Below are 18678 nucleotides of genomic sequence, written 5' to 3' on the forward strand. Positions count from 1 at the left end.
GACGCGGATTGGGCGCAGTTGATCGCGCAGATCGGCCCCTGTCGTCACGATCCCAAGGCCGCTCGCGAACCCTATGAGGCGCTGGTGCGCGCGATCGCGTATCAGCAGCTCACCGCCAAGGCCGGCGACGCCATGATCGGGCGGCTCATGGCGTTGTTCGGGGATCGCATCTTCCCGACGCCGCGAGATCTCGTCGATGCGGATGCCGGTCTTCTGCGTGCCTGCGGATTCTCGGCAAGCAAGACCGCCACCATCCAGGCCGTCGCGGCGGCGGCGATCGCCGGCGTCGTTCCGGCGCGCAAGACTGCCGTCACGATGGACGACGAGACGCTCATCGAGCGGATGATCAGCATCAAGGGCGTCGGCCGATGGACCGTGGAGATGCTGCTGATGTACTCGCTGGAGCGCATGGACGTACTTCCTGTCGACGATTTCGGAGTGCGCGAGGGCTATCGCGTGCTCAAGTCGCTGGACGCGCAACCCAAGCCGAAGGCGCTGCGCGAAATCGCGCGCGCATGGGCGCCGCATCGTACCGTCGCGGCCTGGTATCTCTGGCGCGTTCCTCGCGCGCGCGGAAACGTCCTGAAATAGCCGATCCCTTCCGAGAATGCCGATTTATCCCATGATGGACCTGTTCGAGAAACTGGAACCGACCGAACCGGTCAGCGAAATGCTGGCCGAGGGCGCCATGCTGCTGCGCGGCGAGGCACTCGCCTTCGACGGGGAGCTTCTCGCGGCGGTCGAGGACATTACCGGTCGATCGCCATTCCGGCACCTGGTCACGCCCGGCGGATATCCGATGTCGGTCGCCATGACGAACTGCGGCGCCGTCGGCTGGGTCTCCGACCGGACCGGCTATCGCTATGATCCCGAGGATCCACTCCATGGGCGCGCATGGCCGCCGATGCCGGATTGCTTCCGGGCGCTCGCCGCCCAGGCCGCGGCCCGTGCCGGCTATCCGAATTTCGCGCCGGATGCCTGCCTGGTCAATCGCTACGTACCCGGCGCCAGGCTCACGCTGCACCAGGACAGGAACGAGCGCGATTTTGCCAGCCCGATCGTCTCGGTCTCGCTCGGCCTGCCGGCGACCTTTCAGTTCGGCGGCCTGAAGCGCAACGATCCGGTGAAGCGATATGCGCTGCGCCATGGCGATGTCGCGGTCTGGGGAGGACCTTCGCGACTGCGCTTTCACGGCGTCTCGGAACTGAAGGCGGGCGACCATCCCCTGCTCGGCGCCGTGCGGATCAATCTCACTTTCCGCCACGCGCGCTAGCATTTGGCGGGGTTATTTGAATTTGACCGCAATAACCGGAGTGCCGGCGTTCCGCTTGTCGGGCTGGATAAGGCAGCATGGCCCCGCTCTGAATGATGAAGCCGGACTGGTGGGCGCGATGGCGCAAGACAGGGAAGCAGGGCGATGTTTTCGCAGAGCGGATATGACGCAAACGCGAAGCGGCGAAAATCGGTGGAGGCACGGAGAGCCTTTGACGACCTCGTCGCCTTTGCAGATGTCGATCCGGAAAAGAAGCTGGTCCTGAACCATATCGCCCAGATCGTCGCCGCCGGATATGCCGAGTTCACGGTGGAAACCCGTGGCGAGATCGAAGTGCGCTTCACCTCGGGCGATATCTATCTTCTCGGGCAGGCATCGATCCTGCGGCTCGCCTGATCGACAGCGCCGGCGCGCTCGGCGACTTCCTGGTCGCCATGTCCGACCGCGGTATCGTGGGGCTCGAGTTCAGCGAGAATCGAGCCGTGACGGAGCAGGCGTCCGGCGCAAGCGCGCATTGCCGGCCCGCGAGCGTCGATCGTCCCGCCATCCATTCCCGATTTGAAAACAAGGAACGGAGTTCGGCGCCGTGAAGGGCGCCCTAGCGTCGAGCCAGTGAACGCCAAGGAGTCACGGCAATGAACCTCATGACGAACGAAGATATGCAGGCGTCTTCCCGGGCAGCCACCCGCACGACAGCCGTCGACGCGATCGCCTACACCATCGTCGATGCCGATATCGGCAAGATACTGGTCGCGCGCAGCAGGCACGGCGTCTGCTCGATCCTGATCGGCAAGGCTGATCAGGAGCTCGAGGCGGATCTTGCCGGCCGCTTCCCGGCATCGAAGCGCCTCCGGATCGACGATGTGGCGAAGGATGATGCCTTCAGGGTCCTGAACTACATCCAGCGGCCCGCAAGGGGCCTCGATCTGGAGCTGGATATGCGCGGCACTCCGTTCCAGCGGAGCGTCTGGCAGGCGCTGCGTCGGATCAAGGCCGGCGAGACGACGACCTATGCGGCCCTGGCCAGCAGCATGACGCCCCCGTCGCATCCGCGTGCGGTCGCCAGCGCCTGCGCGGCCAATCCCATCGCACTGGCCATTCCTTGCCACCGGGTGGTCCGCAGCGACGGCGACCTTGCCGGCTATCGCTGGGGGATCGAGCGCAAGCGCGCATTGATCCAGCGGGAGACCCTGGCATGACCCCGCGGCTCACGGACGCGATCGCTCCGGTTGCCGGGAACATGCCGGCGGAGGCGCGCGTGGCTGCCTATTGCTGGGACACGGTTGCCGCGGAGCTGGACAATGCCGGCTGCGCCATGCTGCCGGGTCTCCTTTCTCCGGAAGAGTGCCGCGGGATCGCCGCCCTCTATCCGGAGGAAGATCATTTCCGCAGTCGCGTGGTCATGGCGCGTCATGGCTTCGGCAAAGGCGAATATCGCTATTTCAGCTATCCGCTGCCCAGCCTCATCGGGGATTTCCGCACCGCGCTCTATCCGCGCCTTGCCGGGATCGCGAACGGCTGGAACCGGCGTATGGGCATTGCGGAGCATTTTCCCGACACGCACGGAGCGTTCCTCGATCGCTGCCATGCCGCAGGCCAGACCAGGCCAACGCCGTTGCTGCTCCACTATGTCGAGGGTGACTATAACTGCCTGCACCAGGATCTGTACGGCGATATCTGGTTCCCGATCCAAGTGGCGATTCTGCTGTCCGAGCCGGGGGCCGATTTCACCGGTGGCGAGTTCGTGCTGACCGAACAGCGCCCGCGGATGCAGAGTCGCACGGAGGTCGTGCCGTTGCGCCAGGGCGATGCCGTGGCATTCGCGGTCAACCATCGCCCGGTTCGCGGCACGCGCGGCGACTATCGGGTCAATTTACGGCACGGCGTGAGCCGGCTGCGTTCGGGCATGCGCCATACCGTCGGCATCATTTTCCACGACGCGCGCTGAGCGGCGCCTGCCGCAATCGTCAGCGCGACCAATGACCATGTCCGAAAACCGCCAGACAGCCGGTGCCTTCCGGTACCATCTGTCGTCCATGATCCTGGACGCCGATGCTTGTTGTCGCGCGCTGTCGATGCGTGACGCCCGGTTCGACGGACGGTTGTTCGTCGGCGTCCGGACGACCGGCATCCATTGCCGGCCGATCTGCCCGATCCAGACGCCCAAGCGGCAGAACCTGACCTTCCATTCGAGCGCTGCCGCGGCGCAGGCGGCCGGCCAGGCTATCGGGAAAGCAAACGCGTCAGCCTCCGTTTTCTGCCGTCAAATCGAAGAAGGATTGAAAAGCACGATCCGGAGTGTCGGTCCGCCTCCCCTCCTCGAGTGAAACGTGCACGCAGCGGCCGCCCTGGCCGCCGGCGAGAATGCAGGGAGCCAGGCAGGTGACGAGGAAATCCACCCATATGGGATGTGCGGCGACATCGGCCGCTCGGCCGCGACCGGTGCTCTCGCGCGCGCTGATCGCAGCTGGTGGCGCGGGCGCGCTCGCCGCCGCGGATGACCCTGCGATCCGATTGACCAGCGAGGCCGAGCGGTCTGCATCGCTTCGCCTTTTCCTCCGGGATCGTCCGTCCGGCGATCTTTGGGTGTTTGCCTATGGTTCGCTCATCTGGAATCCCGCGCTCAGGATCGCCGAAGAGCGCCGCGCCCGGATTGACGGCTGGCATCGCGCATTTTGCCTGTCGATGCCCGTTGGCCGCGGCACGGCCGACAGGCCGGGGCTCGCGCTTGGCCTTGATCGGGGCGGCGGCTGCGAAGGCATGGCCTATCGCATCGCCGATACCGATCTCGAAACGGAATTGCCGATCCTGTGGAACCGCGAGATGCTGATCGCCGGCTATATCCCGCAATGGCTGGAGGTGAAGAACGCTGAAGGCATCGCCTTTGGATGGGCAATTGCTTTCGTCATCGATCGCGATGCCCCGCACTATGTCGATAATCTGCCGACCGGCACGCAAGTCATGCGGCTTGCGACTGCGGCCGGCAGTTGGGGGACGTCCGCGGACTATCTCTTTCGAACCGACGATGCCTTGCGAAGCCACGGAATCGTCGACCGCAACCTTGCGCGACTCGCGTTTCAGGTCTCGGGCGCGATCGGGGAAAGCCGGGCCCTTGCGCTCGCTGCCTGACCTCAGCGGTCGCGCGCGGGCGGCAATGCGACCGGCGGCGCCACCCGCATGCCGTTCTCGCACGCGCAGAAGACGCTCGCCTGGGATGCCTTCGCCTTTGCCGAGACGCGGCTCATGCAGCCGGTGATGATCGTGATCGGCGAGCAGGCCGCCGCGACCGAGATAGCAGGCGAACAGCGAGCGGGCGCGCCGGCCGCGAGCCATTCCCTGAAGGCTGCCCTGGAGCGCTCGCCGGCAGATCGCTTTTCGATTTCAGGACAAGAACCGGAGTTCGAGCCGATCGGCAGGGGCCTAGCCAGGTGCCGAGGCCGTCGAACACCGTCGATGAGCTTCACCCAAACTCCATGAGGATTGCTGCAATGAGCAAGGAAGAAGACAACAAGGCCGTGGTCGGCCGCTGGTTCACCGAATTCTGGGGCAAGGACGTCGACCTCGCCGTAGTCGACGAGATCGCCGCGCCCGACATGCTGCTCCAATATTCGCTGCATGCGCCGCGCCGCGGCCGCGACGATATCAAGGCGTTCATGACCGATTTCCGCGCGGCCTTCCCCGATCTCCATTTCTGGGGCACCGCCGACCTGATCGCCGAAGGCGATTATGTCGTCGGCCAATGGCGGGGCGGCGGCACGCATAGCGGCCCGGCCTTCAGCGACTTCCTGGTCGGCGGCCTGCCGGCGGCGACCGGCCGCAAGATGCACTTCACCGGCACCACCGTGCTCAAGGTGATCGACGGCAAGATCGTCGAGGAAATCGGCCTGGACGACGGCGTGGCCGCGCTCACCCAGCTTGGCCTGATCGAGGCCGCCGCGGCCGCCGCGGACGCCTGAGCCGGCCTGGCGGAGCATGACCTCCGCTCCCGAGGGGGCCTACGGGCCCCCTCGATCTCGCCCGATTGCCGGGATGATGCACGACGAGCTGCCCGTCGGAGTCGCCGGGCGTCCGCCAGCCAAAGCCGATGGCATTGGCGAGCATTCTGAACCCGGCGTCATTTTTTTGAGGGATGCCCGCCGGCCATGCGTACTCAATCGGGGGAATGCACAGAAATTTACGAGATAAGTATTTGAAATTACTTGTAGAATCCAGTTGACCTGTATATACAAATAATGCTTGTTTCCTCCCCAGGGCCAAAATTGCCGGGGGATGCGATGAAACTCTCGACCTTACTTCTCGCCGCCACTTTTCTCTCCACCGCCGCACCCGCGTTCGGGCAGGCCGTGGACACACCGCCGCCTGCCGACCAGGCCGGTGCGCAGGACGAGAATGGAAACGAAATCCTGGTGACCGGCAGCCGCATCCGCCGACAGGACATTGCCGGCGTGGGGCCGGCCACGGTGGTCTCCGCCGAGCAGATCGAGAGCACCGGCATCGTCAATGTCGAGACTCTGCTCCAGCGCCTGCCCGCCAATGCGGGCTTCGCGGGCAACCAGACCTCGGCCTATTGGACCGGGAACGGCTATGGCACCGCACAGGTCAACCTGCGCGGCCTCGGCATCAAGCGCACGCTGGTGCTGCTCAACAACCGCCGCCTCGTCGCCGGTGGAACCGGCGCGAACTCCTCGCCCGATCTCAACATGATCCCCACCGTCGCCCTGGCCCGTGCCGATGTGCTCAAGGACGGTGCCTCGGCGATCTACGGTGCCGATGCGATGGCGGGCGTCGTCAATCTGGTGACGCGAGCGGATTTCAATGGCATCGGCGTCAGCGGCCGCAGCGGCGTCACCGGGCGCGGCGATGGCGGCGACTATACGGTCGACCTGCTCGCCGGGAAGCGCGGCAGCCGCGGCGGCATCCTGCTTGCCGCCACCTATCAGAAGACCGAGCCGGTCAACATGGCGACCCGCGCGCCCTGCTCCTTGGCCGAGACCACGCCGGGATCGCTCAGCTGCGTCAACAGCGCCTCGACCATCGGCGGCCGCGCCGCGCTGCCGAACGGCCAGCAGATCAACTTCAACCAGGTCCCGGGCGGCAACGGCAATTTCTACGAGCCCTACAGCGCCGCGAAGCATAATTTCAATTCGAACCCGTTCCTCTACGCAGTCAGCCCGATCGAGCGCATCTCGACCGCGATATTCGGCGATTATGACCTGACCGACCGGATCGAGCTGTTCGGCGAGTTCCTCTACACCCACCGCACGTCGAACCAAATCGCGACGCCGGGGACGCTGCGCAACCTCAACATCGCGGCGACCAATCCGACGAACCCGACCGGCCAGAACCTCGTGCTGATCCAGCGGCGCCTCGCCGAGCCCGGGCCCCGCGAATTCTATCAGCGGACCGATACCTGGCAGGGCACGCTGGGCTTCCGCGGCAAGCTCGCCAACGACTGGGCCTGGGAAGTGGCCGGCGCCTATGGCCGCAACACCGGTGTCGAAGGTTCGACCAACGTCGCCAATCTCGACCATGTCCGCAACTCGCTCGACACCGCCAAATGCAGCTTCGCGGCCGGCGCCGCCATTCCCTGCGCGGACTATCTCGGCTTTGGCGACCTGACGCCGAAGGTGCTCGACTATATCCTGTTCACCTCGCGCGATACCGGCGGCAACTCGCTCCTGTCGCTGACCGGCGACCTCAACGGCTCGCTGTTCCGGCTGCCGGCGGGCGCGGTATCCTTCGCGACGGGCGTTTCCTATCGCGAGGAGAAGGGCTGGCGGAATCCCGATCCGCTCACCGTTGCCGGCGTGGCCAACACCAACCAGCAATCCCCCATCTCGGGCCGGGTCCGCGCCAAGGAAGCCTATCTCGAGCTGTCGGTTCCCGTCCTCGCCAACATACCCTTGTTCCGCGCGCTGACCCTTGACGGCGCGGTCCGCTATTCGAGCTACGACCTGTTCGGCGACGACTGGAACTACAAACTCAGCGCCGACTGGATGATCGTCGACGGCGTGCGCCTGCGCGGCACCTATGGCACCGGCTTCCGCGTCCCCAACGTCCCCGAACTGTTCGGCGGCGTCTCCGAAGGCAATCTCACCACCACCGATCCGTGCAGCCGCTATTCGAGCAGCAGCAACACCACCCTGGTCGCCAATTGCCGCGCCTCGGGCGTGCCGGCCGGCTATGTCCAGCTCGGCACCACCATATTGACCACGGTCGGCGGCAACCAGAACCTCAAGCCCGAGACCTCGAAGAGCTGGACCATCGGCACCGTCCTCCAGCCCAAGGGGATCGTGCCCGGGCTGTCGCTCACCGCCGACTGGTTCGACATCGACATCGCCGGTGCGATCCGCGCCATCCCCGGCTCGACCAAGCTCGCGGTCTGCTATGCCAGCGCCAATTTGTCGCATCCCTTCTGCCGCGACTTCACCCGCAGCGCGCTGACCGGCGAAGTCACTTATCTCTCCGCCCAGCCGATCAACACCGGCCGCGAGCGGATGAGCGGGCTGGATCTCGGGCTGGTCTATGCCCGCAAGCTCAACCGGCTCGAGCTGCAGGTCGATCTCAACGCCACCTATCTGAACCGCTACGTCGTCGAGCCCTTCCCGGGCGGCGCGCCAATCGTCTTCGACGGACGCATCGGCGGCGGCAATGGCGGCTATCCGAAATGGCGCGGCTATGGGGTGGCGACCGCCCGGCAGGACGGCGTGGCCCTTACCTGGTCGACCCAGTGGATCGGCAAGGCGCAGGACTTCAACGCGGCACCGACCGCGATCGGCTATCGCACGCCGGACATCTTCTATCACAATGTCCAACTCGCCTTCGAGATCGGCGCGAAGACCCGCTTCCAGCTGGGCGTCGACAATCTGTTCGACACCAGGGCGCCCTATATCGCCAGCTTCACCGACGGAAACACCGACACGATGACGTACGACCTGCTCGGACGCCGTTTCTATGTCGGCTTCCGCACGGCGTTCTGACGCGATGCGCGCGATCCGATGGCCGCAACTGGTGCGGCGGACGCACAAATGGCTGGCGCTGCTGATCGGGGTCCAGGTCGTCTTCTGGACGGCCACGGGCTTCTACATGGTGGTCGTCCATATCGACACCATCCATGGCGATCATCTCGTCCGCCCCGCGCCGGCGCCCGCCGTCGCACTTGCCGGACTGTCCCCACCGGGAGCAGCGGCAGCCGCGGTGCCCGGAGCGAGCGAAGTGCGGCTGATCTCCCGTCTCGGCCGCCCCGCCTGGCGGGTGCAGGGCGCAGCGGGTGTAGCAGTGTTCGACGCACGGTCCGGCGCGCGCCTGGGTGAATTGAGCGAGGGCGAGGTTCGTGCCGCCGCGAAGGCGCGCTTCACCGGCGATGCGGAGATCGTCCGCGCGACCCGCCTCACGGCGCCGGTTCAGGAAATGGGCAAGCGCCCCCTGCCCTATTGGCAGGTCGAGTTCGCCGGCTGGAACCGCCCCACCCTCTACATCGCGCCGCAGACCGGCGAACTGCTCGCCCGGCGGCACCTGTTGTGGCGAGTCTTCGACTTCGCCTGGATGCTCCACATCATGGACTATGGCGAGCGCACGGACGTCAACAACCCGCTGCTGCGCGTCGCCACCTGGACCGCGCTCGCCATGGCGCTGACCGGCGCCTGGCTGCTGGTCTGGGCCTTTCCCCGCCGCAAGAAGCGAAAGTCGATCTGATGCGCCTGCGCCTTTCCCAATTGCTGTTCCGCCGCATCCACAAATGGGTCGGCCTGGTGCTCGGCATCCAGTTCATCCTCTGGGCGCTCAGCGGCTCGATGATGGCGTTGCTCGACGCGGACGCCGTCGGCGGCCATGACGGCCCGGCGGCGCACGTCATGCCCGTCGCGACCGACGGGCTGATCGCCCCCGCCCGGATCGCGGGGGTGCAGGCGGTCAGCGGCATGGCGCTGCGCGACCTGGCCGGAACACCCGTCTATGAGTTGACCACGGCAGCGGGCGTCCGGCTCGTCGATGCCCGGTCGGGCGCGCCGGTGCGTATCGATGGCCCCCGTGCCGTCGCGATCGCCGGTGAAGGCGCCACCGCGCCGGTCCTGCGCACCACTCTGCTCGAGCGACCGAATCTGGAAGCGCGCGAGCATGCCGCGCCGATGTGGCGCATCGACCTTGGCGACGCCGAGCATTCCAGCATCTATGTCTCGGCGACGACCGGCCGGCACCTCGTCACTCGCGGCGACACCTGGCGCACCTGGGACTTCTTCTGGATGCTCCACAACATGGACTATGCCAGCCGGACCAGCTTCAACCACCCGCTGATCATCCTCGTCGCCTTCGGAGTGCTGTGGCTGTCGGGCACCGGCTTCTATCTGCTGTTCAAGAGCTTCCGGAAATCCGACTTCCGCTGGCTGCGCCGCCGCAAGCCCGCCATGCGCTGACCCGGTTCAGTCGAGCTTGACCTCGAAGGTGGCGGTCAGCGCGTAGCGGCTCGCCGGGTGCGTGAGCATTGCGTGCGAAACCAGCCGCTTCCCGCTCCAGGTCCGGCGGTGCATCACCAGGACGGGATCGTCCGCCTGCATGCCGAGCACCGCACGCACCCCGGGATCGGGCATCTCGGCGGTCACCCGATGCTCCACCCGGGCGATCGGCGCGATGCGAGTCAGATATTCATTGGGAGTCTGCAGGCGGAAATCCATGTCGCCATAGCCGGGCGCCATCGACGCCAGCACCAGCCGGTCCTCCAGCTGCAGCGGGAAATCGGCCTCGTGATGAACGATCAGGCTGTGGAACAGCCGCGTGCCCACCCGAACGTCGAGCAGCGCCGCATGCGCGGCATCGGCCTTGATCGCTTCGTTGCGCAGCACCCGCGCCCTGTAGCTGTGCCCGCGCGCGCGCACCTCATCGGCGATGTTGCGGATCTCGATCATGTGGCCGATCGGCTTGGGATCCGCAACGAACGTGCCCGCACCGGCGCGGCGCGTCAGGAAGCCGGCACCGGTCAGCTCGCGCAATGCGCGGTTCGCAGTCATCCGCGACACGCCGAACTGCTCGACGATCTCCGCTTCGGAAGCCACCCGATCGCCCGGCTTCAGCTTGCCGGAGCGGACCAATCCGATGATCGACCGCTTGATCTCGCGGTAGCGGGGTTCCGGCACATCGCTTGCCGGGGCTTCCTCGATTTCATGGGAATCCCGGGGGAGTGCTTCGGCGTGATCCATCGAAGCTGTATATAACGCTCGCGGCGGAGCGCCATGGCGCGTCCCCGAAATGGTGGCTTTTCACGGTGGATGGCTCCGGGCTCCGGCGCATCCCGACCCGCGGGGCGGCTGGTTATACCTTCGTATAGACCGAGGCGACCAAGAGATAGCGGCGACGCCGTTGGTATCTCTAGCTGATCGCCCTGCCGGAACCTAAGTCGCATGCTGCAATCCCGGGCTGGCTTCGCTTCGGATCGCACCGAGGAACCAACAACCATGCAATGCGACAGTAGTCGAGAAACCGCGCCACTGTCGCCGTCTGGTCGGAGCTGAGGTTCGGCTTCCTGCTGGCGGCGCGGTCGCGCCACAGCGAGGTGCCGGCATGAACATCCCTTGAAGCGGAACGCATCCGTGCCCCGCCGCCAGGCCGCCAGAGCGGCAATCCGCGCCGTCGCGCCGCCGATGCACGAAAGCGTATCCCCGACAACCCAATTCCGCCGCAGCGAGCCGGCTCGGGAAACGCGCATTCGCGGCGCGGACCCGGGCGGTGCTCCGGCGCAGCTCACATTGACGAAGCTCGCTTGGTCAAAGCCAGGAAGACGACATGACCCTGATGACGAAGGCCCCGCCGGGCGCGCCCAAACGGCCCCGCGATCCCAGGCTATCGGTGCGCGCGATCCGCGAGGCGCGCAACAGCGTGGGGACGACGCTGACCAATTTCCGCGCCAGCGGCGACGGACTGACCGAGGCGGAGGCGGCAGCGCGCCTGGCCAAGGATGGGCCGAACGAAGTAGCGCATGATCGCCGGCCGCCCGTATCCGTTCAGCTCCTGCATGCCTTCGCCAATCCCTTCATCGCGGTGCTGATGACGCTGGCGGCGATCTCGTCGATAACCGACATCATCATTCCGCTGCGCAACGGCGAGGCCGCGGACTATACCGGCGTCGTCATCATCGTGACGATGGTGATATTGAGCGCGTTGCTGCGCTTCTGGCAGGAATATCGCTCGGGCAAGGCCGCCGATGCGTTGAAGGCGATGGTGCGCACCACCGCCACGGTGCGGCGGCGCAGCAATGAAGATGCCGAGCCGCACACGGGCGAGATTCCGATGGCGGCGATCGTCGTCGGCGACATCGTCCAGCTTTCCGCCGGCGACATGATACCCGCCGACATACGCCTGCTCGAATCGCGCGACCTGTTCGTCAGCCAGGCCGCGCTGACCGGCGAGGCGCTGCCGGTGGAAAAATACGACACCCTGGGCGCGGTGGCCGGCAAATCGGCCACCGCCGCGGCCGACGACGACGCCAATGCGCTCGACCTGCCGACGATCTGCTTCATGGGCACCAATGTCGTGAGCGGCACCGCGACCGCAATCGTCGTCGCGACCGGGGCGAGGACCTATTTCGGCTCGCTGGCCAAGGCGATCGTCGGCTCGCGGGCGGAAACCGCGTTCGATCGCGGCGTGAACTCGGTCAGCTGGCTTCTGATCCGGTTCATGCTGGTGATGGTGCCGGTGGTGCTGCTGATCAACGGGTTCACCAAGGGCGACTGGACCAACGCCTTCCTGTTCGCCCTCGCCGTCGCGGTCGGCCTCACGCCCGAAATGCTGCCGATGATCGTCTCGTCGAATCTCGCCAAGGGCGCGGTGGCCATGGCGCGGCGCAAGGTTGTGGTGAAGCGGCTCAACGCGATCCAGAATTTCGGCGCGATGGACGTGCTGTGTACCGACAAGACCGGCACGCTGACCCAGGATCGCATCATCCTCGAGCAGCATCTCGATATCCATGGCGAGCGCGACGAAGCCGTGCTGCGCCATGCCTGGATCAACAGCCACCACCAGAGCGGCGTGCGCAACCTGATGGATCAGGCGGTGCTCCGCTTCGCAAGCGAATTGCCGGACGTGATCCGCCCGGTCGAGAGCTATCGCAAGATCGACGAGCTGCCGTTCGATTTCGTCCGCCGCCGCCTTTCAGTGGTGGTCGAGGACGCCGCGGGCCGGCAGCTGATCGTCTGCAAGGGCGCGGTGGAGGAAATGCTCGGCATCGCGCACGCCATCCGCGATGGCGGCGCGGTGCGTCCGCTCGGCGACGAGGAGCGCCATGCGCTGATCGCCCGCGCCCGCGCCATGAACGCGGAGGGTTTCCGCGTTCTGGTGGTCGCGACGCGGCGGGTGCCGCGGGACGAGCGCAAGCCGCTCTACGGGATCGCGGACGAGCGCGACCTCATCGTCGAGGGCTTCCTAACCTTTCTCGACCCGCCGAAGGAAAGCGCCGCGCCGGCGCTCGCCGCGCTCGCCGCGCATGGCGTGGTGGTGAAGGTGCTGACCGGCGACAATGAAGTGGTCACCGCGCGCATCTGCCGCGAGGTGGGGCTGGAGCCGGGTCAGCCGCTGCTCGGGCGCGAGATCGAAGCACTCGACGATGCCCGGCTGCGCAGGCTGGTCGACGAGCGGACGATCTTCGCCAAGCTTACCCCGCTCCAGAAATCGCGGGTGCTCAAGGCATTGCAGGCGAATGGCCATACCGTCGGCTTCCTCGGCGACGGGATCAACGACGCCCCCGCGCTGCGGGACGCCGATGTCGGCATCTCCGTCGACAGCGGCACCGACATCGCGAAGGAATCGGCCGATATCATCCTGCTCGAAAAGAGCCTGATGGTGCTGGAGGAAGGCGTGCTGAAGGGACGGGAGACCTTCGGCAACATCATCAAGTATCTCAACATGACGGCCAGCTCGAATTTCGGGAACGTCTTCTCGGTGCTGATCGCCAGCGCCTTCATCCCGTTCCTGCCGATGCTGGCGATTCAGATCCTGATCCAGAATCTGATGTACGATGTGTCTCAGCTCGCATTGCCGTGGGACAGGATGGACCGCGAGTTCCTCATGCGTCCGCGCAAGTGGGACGCGCGCAATATCGGGCGTTTCATGCTGTGGATCGGGCCGACCTCGTCGATCTTCGACGTGACCACCTTTGCGCTGCTGTGGTTCGTATTCGGCGCCAATTCGCCCGAGCATCAATCGCTGTTCCAGTCGGGCTGGTTCGTCGAAGGGCTGTTGTCGCAGACGCTGGTGGTACACATGCTGCGCACCCAGCGCATCCCTTTCCTGCAGAGCGTCGCGGCGTTGCCGGTATTGGTGATGACGGCGCTGATCTGCGCGCTCGGCGTGTTTCTCCCCTTCTCCGCGCTCGGGGCGATGGTGGGGTTTCAGCCGCTGCCCTGGCAGTATTTCCCCTGGCTGGCCGGCATCCTGCTGAGCTATTGCATCGTCGCCCAATCGATGAAGGCGCTCTACATCCGGCGGTTCGGGCAATGGTTCTGAATCGCGGTGCCTTGGCGTTCCGGGCCCCCTTCCCGCAGGAAGACTGGCACGACAATGGCCCGGGCGGACGACCCGAGGGATCCGGGCCCCCGCCCGAACCCTCGTGGCGGGCGCGCCTGGCCCGACTGGTCGCCTGGGCGATGGTCACCGGCGCGATGCACCTGCTCGCCATGGCCGCGATGCTCGCCCGGCGCGGCGCGATCTCCCGGCGGCAATGGCTGCACGCCTCGCGCTTCTGCCATCGTCTTCAACAGGCTGCCCTCGGCATCCTGCGCAGGAGCGGATGACCATGCGGACGGGCTTTCCGGGGCGCCGCCGCAGCGGACGGCGCAGAATGATCGACGGCAAGCGATCCGCGCGGCATAGAGAAGGAAGTCGACACGCACGGCGCAGGCATACCCGAAGGCTTCGCGATGAACTCAGGCACAATGTCGTGACGCGGCGGCTCGGAAGCGGCCCGGAGCGCGGGCCGGCAATCAGGATCGCCCTGCTGGTCGCCGCGATCGCCGCGATCTTCGTCGTCGATACCGTGACCAACTACGCCATTGCCGCGGCGGTATTCTACGTCGCGGTGATCCTGCTCGCCACGCGCTGGATGCGCCCCCGATCGGTCGTCATCCTGGCATCGGCCTGCGGGGCGCTGACGGTGATCAGCTTCACGCTCACCCATTCCGGGCTGTACGAGGTCGGCATCATCAACACCGGGATCAGCCTCGTCGCGATCGCGGTGACCACCTATCTCTCGCTCAAGCTGGTCGCGGCGGAGGCCGCGATCCACGACGCGCGCGAGCGGCTCACCCGCATCGCGCGAGTGACGAGCCTGGGGGAACTCACCGCTTCGATCGCGCACGAAGTGAACCAGCCCCTCGCCGCAGTGATGACGAGCGCCGGGGCGTGCCGGCGCTGGCTGGCCGCCGATCCTCCCAATATCGAAAAGGCGGAGCGCGCCGCCGAACGGATCGTCGCGGAAGCCAACCGCGCCAGCGAGGTGATAGCGCGCGTGCGGGGCCTTGCCAGCGGCAAGTCGCCGATACGTGGAGCATTCGATCTCGGCACGCTGGTGCAGGAGATCGTCGGACTGGCGCGCGGACAGATTGATCGCAACGGCATATTGCTGCGGCTCTACCTGCCGGAAGGCCTGCCGCGGGTCTTTGGCGATCGGGTGCAGATCGGCCAGGTCGTCGGCAATCTGCTGCTCAACGCCATCGACGCCGTGATGGCGGATCCGGCGCGCGGGCATGAGATAGAGGTGATCGCCTCCCTCGCCCCGGACGGGTCGAGCGTTACGCTCGAGGTTGCGGATTCCGGCATCGGCTTTCGTGGTCAGGAAGCGGAGCGGCTGTTCGATGCCTTCTGGACCACCAAGCAGGACGGCATCGGGCTCGGGCTCACCATCAGCCGCGCGATCGTCGAGGCCAATGGCGGCCGCATCTGGGTCGAGGAAAGCGAGCTGGACGGCGCGGCCCTGTTGTTCACCCTGCCGGTCGCGCCGGTCGATGGCGCGGAGGAAGCCGGAACATGACCGATCCCGAATCCCCGATCGTCTATATCGTCGACGATGACGGCTCCGTCCGCGAAGCGCTGGAGGATCTGCTGTCGTCCGTCGCGCTCGCTTCGCGCTCGTTCGCCTCGGTGCAGGAATTCGTCGGCGCGGCGCGCGCGGAGGTGCCGTCGTGCCTCGTGCTCGACGTCAGGATGCCGGGGCATAGCGGGATGGCGTTCCTCGCCCATATGGCCGAACGCGGCACCGCCCTGCCGACGGTGATGATCACCGGCCATGGCGATATCGCGATGAGCGTTCGCGCGATGAAGGACGGCGCGATCGAGTTTCTCACCAAGCCGTTCCGCGATCAGGACCTGCTCGACGCGATCAATCGCGGCATCGAGATCGATCGCGCGCGCCGCGCGACGGCGGCGGAAACGCGGCATGTGCGGCAATTGTGGGAAGCGCTCTCCCCGGGTGAGCGCGAGGTGGCGCGGCTGGTGGTGCGCGGATTGCTCAACAAGCAGGTCGCCGCCGAGCTCGGGCTGAGCGAGATCACGGTAAAGGTCCGCCGCGGCAACATGATGCGCAAGATGGAGGCGCGGACGCTGCCCGATCTCGTCCGCGCCTTCGATCGCATCCACGCCTAGGGCCGGCTGCTCCGGTCGCGACGGACCGCATGATGGATGCGGACATGTTCGGCATCGATCCATGCCAGCAGGTCCGCCGCCGCGCGGCTTCTTCGGCGATGGGGCAGCAACAGGACCTCCATGCCGGCCAGCAATCGCAATCGCAGCCGGAGCTTCAGTGGCATCGGCATAGGGTGATCTGGTGGCATGGCCGTTCTCCCGGTGTCAGATCTTCGCGTTCATGCTGAACAGGACGGTGCGCGGCGCGGCCCGCATGAACGTCTGATAGTCGCCCGAAACCGAATAGCCCCCGATCCCCACGGAGCCGATGTTGTTCCGGTCAAGGGCATTGGTGACATCCAGGCGGAACAGCAGCTCCGGCATGCCGGCGCGCTTCGGCAGCCGGTACGACGCGTGTGCGTTCACTTGCCAATAGGCGGGCACATATATGTCGTTGCTGTAGGTGAAGGGATCGTCGAGATAGAGCGTGCTGGTTGCCCCCGCCTCGAACCGGCCGCGCTTCGCCGAGACCTGGGAAATCAGCGAGACCCCCGGATAGCCCGGCTGGAAATGCCCCTTCAGCGGTGTCGCCTCCCCCGCCACCACCAGATCATCGGCGTAGCGCAGCTTGCTGACCGAAACGGACTGCGAGATGTCCAGCCAGGCGGCGGGTTTCAGGTCGATGATCGCATCCGCTCCGAGCAGCTCGGATCGCGGCACCACTCCGACGGTGCGCACCGGATTGAATTGCGGGCCGCTCGTTCCATTGAGCAGGCGATTGAGGATGATGCCGTAATAGGCGTCGACATTGATGCTCAGCGCGCCGAGCCGGTGATATCCGCCAATCGTGAAGTTCCAGTCCTTCTCCGGCTTGAGCGTGGCACGCGCCGCATCGAACAGTTCCTGGCTGTCGGCGGCCCAGGCGGAAGACACCGGCCCGATATTGCCGCGCGACGACACGCGATAGCCCACCGCCGTCTTGGCGATATCGAGATAGAGCGAGGTGCGGCCATCCGGATGCCAGTCGATCGACAGATGCGGCAGGAACGGATCGGTGGTCCTCAGCGTCCCGTTCGGCGCGCGGTCCGGGCCGATGCCGCCGCCCCTGGTCGAGAAATCCACCGATTTGAAACCGGCATCGATCGTCACGGTCTCGCTGGGCTTGAAGACGTCCCGCACATAGAGCTGGAAGGAATCGGTCCTCCAGCGCGAGTCATTGGCGATCTGAAAGGCTGGCCCATAGACATCATAGGGTCCGATCGCCCGCAGCGGCGCGCCCTGCCCCGGCAGCGGCTGATCATAATAGGCGAAACGCGAGGTGGACGAGCCGCGCTCCACCCAGACGCCGACGGAGACGGTGTGGCCCCCGCCCTTCCAGCCAAGGTTCGCCGCGCTCCCGAAACGCCGCGGGCGGGTCTGCCAGACCTGGGACGAGAATGGCGCGCCGGTTTGCGAGGGCGTCGAGACATCCGAGATCTCGATGTCCGACTTGCCGATCGCGGCATAGCCCATCACGCTTCCGGAGAGCCGCTCCGTCAGGTTGAAGCGATGAGTGACGTTTCCGACGAAATCGTCGGTCGCCTGGCCCGTGTCATAGGGGATGAGCGACGCCAGTTCCCCACAGCTATACGCTCCGCACGACTTGTTCGCATTCTCGGGCCCGGCAATGAAGACGGCACGCGCATAGTTCGGATAGAGGATGTCGGTCCCGTTCCAGCCGAGCTTGGCCAGCATGTCGAAGGATGTGTTGTTGTAGCCCCAGATCTCGGCGCGGGCGAAGGAGAAGAAGGCGGTGAGATCGCCCCAGGGCAGGTCCTGAACGAGCTTGGCGTTGGCGCGCAGCATATATTGGGTTCCGGCGCCGGTATATTTGTCCTTGGATATCCGCTCGATGCCGAACAGCATTCGCGGCCCCGCCTCGCCGATCCGGCCGGTATTGACCGTGGCGCTGCTCACCAGGCTATGATCCCCGCCGACGCCCTGCGTCATCTCGATCGCGAAATCGGCCTTGGGATCCGCGATGGCGTAGAGCATCTCGCCGCCATTTCCGGTGTTCGAGAAGGTGCTCACCGCGGCGGAGCCGGGCGATATCCTGACCGAATCGATATTGCCGGCGACACCGATGTTGAGCGGCGCGGTTCCGGTTACGCTGCCATAGCTGCCGTCGTTCAGCGGAACCCCCTCGAAGGTGATCGCCAGCTCGTTCTGGCGGAACCCGCGCACCAGCAGAAAGCCATCGGACAGATCGAGACCATAGGCATCGGTCGACGTGAAGGTTACGCCCGGCAGATTCTTGACCAGCGCCAGGGCGCTGCTGCCGGACAGCACGTCGGACCAGTCGCTTTTGGTAAGGGCATAATCGCCTGCCTCGACCGGGCGCTTCGTGCCGTCGGAGTGCGCCGCGCGCGTCGCGGTCACGGTGATCTCCGCGTCCAGCTGGGGTTCCGCGGCCGGCGCGGTCACCGCATCGGATGTCTGCGCCCGGGCCGGCGCGGCGACACCGCCGATCAGGCCGATCGCCAGCGCCGATCGACCGCAATGGATGAGGATTTTCGAGAATGGGAGCACGGGAATTCTTTCTTAAAACGGCGCACGCGCCATCCGTCCGCCGCGCGAACGGCAGATGATGAGGCGTGGGTAGGAAACAGGTTTCGCGACCGCCGCCGGCGGCGCGCTGGCGGCGATGAAATCAGGCGTTGCGCATTCTTGCCCCCTCGGGAACGGCCCGGAAGGCGAAGGCGATCAGCTCGTCGCCGGCACCGCGGCGTCGATGTTCATCGACCTTCCGTCATCGCACGATGCGG

The 18678-nt window shown here is 66.1% G+C and carries 19 protein-coding genes; 15 read left to right on the forward strand and 4 right to left on the reverse strand.

Annotated elements, in window-relative coordinates; translation table 11 throughout:
* The first annotated feature begins 18 nt into the window (after positions 1-18).
* From OMP43_RS08360 to OMP43_RS08390, 7 genes are all read left to right on the forward strand, one after another.
* Positions 19-591 (forward strand): DNA-3-methyladenine glycosylase 2 family protein, encoded by a 573-nt coding sequence (locus OMP43_RS08360; protein WP_280279249.1) that lies wholly within the window; start codon positions 19-21, stop codon positions 589-591.
* Positions 592-607: 16 nt separating this feature from the next.
* Positions 608-1273, forward strand: a complete 666-nt coding sequence (gene alkB / locus OMP43_RS08365) for a DNA oxidative demethylase AlkB (protein ID WP_280279250.1) — start codon at positions 608-610, stop codon at positions 1271-1273.
* Positions 1274-1465: 192 nt separating this feature from the next.
* Positions 1466-1669, forward strand: coding sequence for a hypothetical protein (locus OMP43_RS08370; RefSeq protein WP_280279251.1), 204 nt, complete (start codon positions 1466-1468; stop codon positions 1667-1669).
* Between the two features lie 239 nt (positions 1670-1908).
* A complete protein-coding gene (locus tag OMP43_RS08375; RefSeq protein ID WP_280279252.1) occupies positions 1909-2472 on the forward strand; it encodes a methylated-DNA--[protein]-cysteine S-methyltransferase in 564 nt (187 codons plus the stop codon).
* Between the two features lie 41 nt (positions 2473-2513).
* Positions 2514-3221: a 2OG-Fe(II) oxygenase gene (locus tag OMP43_RS08380; RefSeq protein WP_280279293.1), complete on the forward strand. Its 708-nt coding sequence runs from the start codon at positions 2514-2516 to the stop codon at positions 3219-3221.
* 31 nt (positions 3222-3252) lie between these two features.
* A complete protein-coding gene (locus OMP43_RS08385; RefSeq protein ID WP_280279253.1) occupies positions 3253-3600 on the forward strand; it encodes an Ada metal-binding domain-containing protein in 348 nt (115 codons plus the stop codon).
* Positions 3601-3655: 55 nt separating this feature from the next.
* Complete coding sequence (locus OMP43_RS08390) at positions 3656-4402, forward strand: gamma-glutamylcyclotransferase (protein WP_280279254.1); 747 nt, start codon at positions 3656-3658, stop codon at positions 4400-4402.
* A 2-nt stretch (positions 4403-4404) separates the two neighbouring features.
* Here OMP43_RS08390 and OMP43_RS08395 read toward each other — a convergent pair whose 3' ends face one another.
* Positions 4405-4737 carry a hypothetical protein gene (locus OMP43_RS08395; RefSeq protein ID WP_280279255.1) on the reverse strand — a complete coding sequence of 111 codons (333 nt, stop codon included), beginning with the start codon at positions 4735-4737 and terminating at the stop codon, positions 4405-4407.
* A 24-nt stretch (positions 4738-4761) separates the two neighbouring features.
* On the opposite strand from OMP43_RS08395, the gene OMP43_RS08400 reads away from it, so the two are divergent.
* The 4 genes from OMP43_RS08400 (at position 4762) to OMP43_RS08415 (ending at position 9684) form a co-directional block, all read left to right on the forward strand.
* On the forward strand, positions 4762-5229 hold the full coding sequence (locus tag OMP43_RS08400; protein ID WP_280279256.1) for an ester cyclase: 468 nt from the start codon (positions 4762-4764) through the stop codon (positions 5227-5229).
* A gap of 318 nt (positions 5230-5547) precedes the next feature.
* Complete coding sequence (locus OMP43_RS08405; RefSeq protein WP_280279257.1) at positions 5548-8253, forward strand: TonB-dependent receptor; 2706 nt, start codon at positions 5548-5550, stop codon at positions 8251-8253.
* Positions 8254-8257: 4 nt separating this feature from the next.
* On the forward strand, positions 8258-8968 hold the full coding sequence (locus OMP43_RS08410) for a hypothetical protein (protein ID WP_280279258.1): 711 nt from the start codon (positions 8258-8260) through the stop codon (positions 8966-8968).
* On the forward strand, positions 8968-9684 hold the full coding sequence (locus OMP43_RS08415) for a PepSY domain-containing protein (RefSeq protein WP_280279259.1): 717 nt from the start codon (positions 8968-8970) through the stop codon (positions 9682-9684). The genes OMP43_RS08410 and OMP43_RS08415 overlap by 1 nt, the downstream gene beginning before the upstream one ends.
* 6 nt (positions 9685-9690) lie before the next feature.
* On the opposite strand, the gene hutC is transcribed toward OMP43_RS08415, so the two are convergent.
* Positions 9691-10401, reverse strand: coding sequence for a histidine utilization repressor (hutC, locus tag OMP43_RS08420; RefSeq protein ID WP_280279260.1), 711 nt, complete (start codon positions 10399-10401; stop codon positions 9691-9693).
* A gap of 646 nt (positions 10402-11047) precedes the next feature.
* Here hutC and mgtA point away from each other — a divergent pair.
* The 4 genes from mgtA (at position 11048) to OMP43_RS08440 (ending at position 15895) form a co-directional block, all read left to right on the forward strand.
* Complete coding sequence (gene mgtA, locus OMP43_RS08425; protein WP_280279261.1) at positions 11048-13762, forward strand: magnesium-translocating P-type ATPase; 2715 nt, start codon at positions 11048-11050, stop codon at positions 13760-13762.
* Positions 13753-14049, forward strand: a complete 297-nt coding sequence (locus OMP43_RS08430) for a hypothetical protein (RefSeq protein WP_280279262.1) — start codon at positions 13753-13755, stop codon at positions 14047-14049. Before mgtA ends, OMP43_RS08430 begins: the two co-directional genes overlap by 10 nt.
* Before the next feature lie 146 nt (positions 14050-14195).
* Complete coding sequence (locus OMP43_RS08435; RefSeq protein WP_280279263.1) at positions 14196-15284, forward strand: ATP-binding protein; 1089 nt, start codon at positions 14196-14198, stop codon at positions 15282-15284.
* Positions 15281-15895, forward strand: coding sequence for a response regulator (locus OMP43_RS08440; RefSeq protein WP_280279264.1), 615 nt, complete (start codon positions 15281-15283; stop codon positions 15893-15895). Before OMP43_RS08435 ends, OMP43_RS08440 begins: the two co-directional genes overlap by 4 nt.
* Here OMP43_RS08440 and OMP43_RS08445 read toward each other — a convergent pair.
* Together OMP43_RS08445 and OMP43_RS08450 are read right to left on the reverse strand one after the other, a co-directional pair.
* A complete protein-coding gene (locus OMP43_RS08445) occupies positions 15892-16065 on the reverse strand; it encodes a hypothetical protein (protein WP_280279265.1) in 174 nt (57 codons plus the stop codon). The genes OMP43_RS08440 and OMP43_RS08445 overlap by 4 nt on opposite strands.
* Before the next feature lie 34 nt (positions 16066-16099).
* Complete coding sequence (locus OMP43_RS08450) at positions 16100-18442, reverse strand: TonB-dependent receptor (protein WP_280279266.1); 2343 nt, start codon at positions 18440-18442, stop codon at positions 16100-16102.
* Between the last annotated feature and the right edge of the window lie 236 nt (positions 18443-18678).

Origin of the sequence: Sphingomonas sp. CBMAI 2297 (assembly GCF_029870595.1) — a bacterium.
Taxonomy (GTDB): domain Bacteria; phylum Pseudomonadota; class Alphaproteobacteria; order Sphingomonadales; family Sphingomonadaceae; genus Sphingomonas.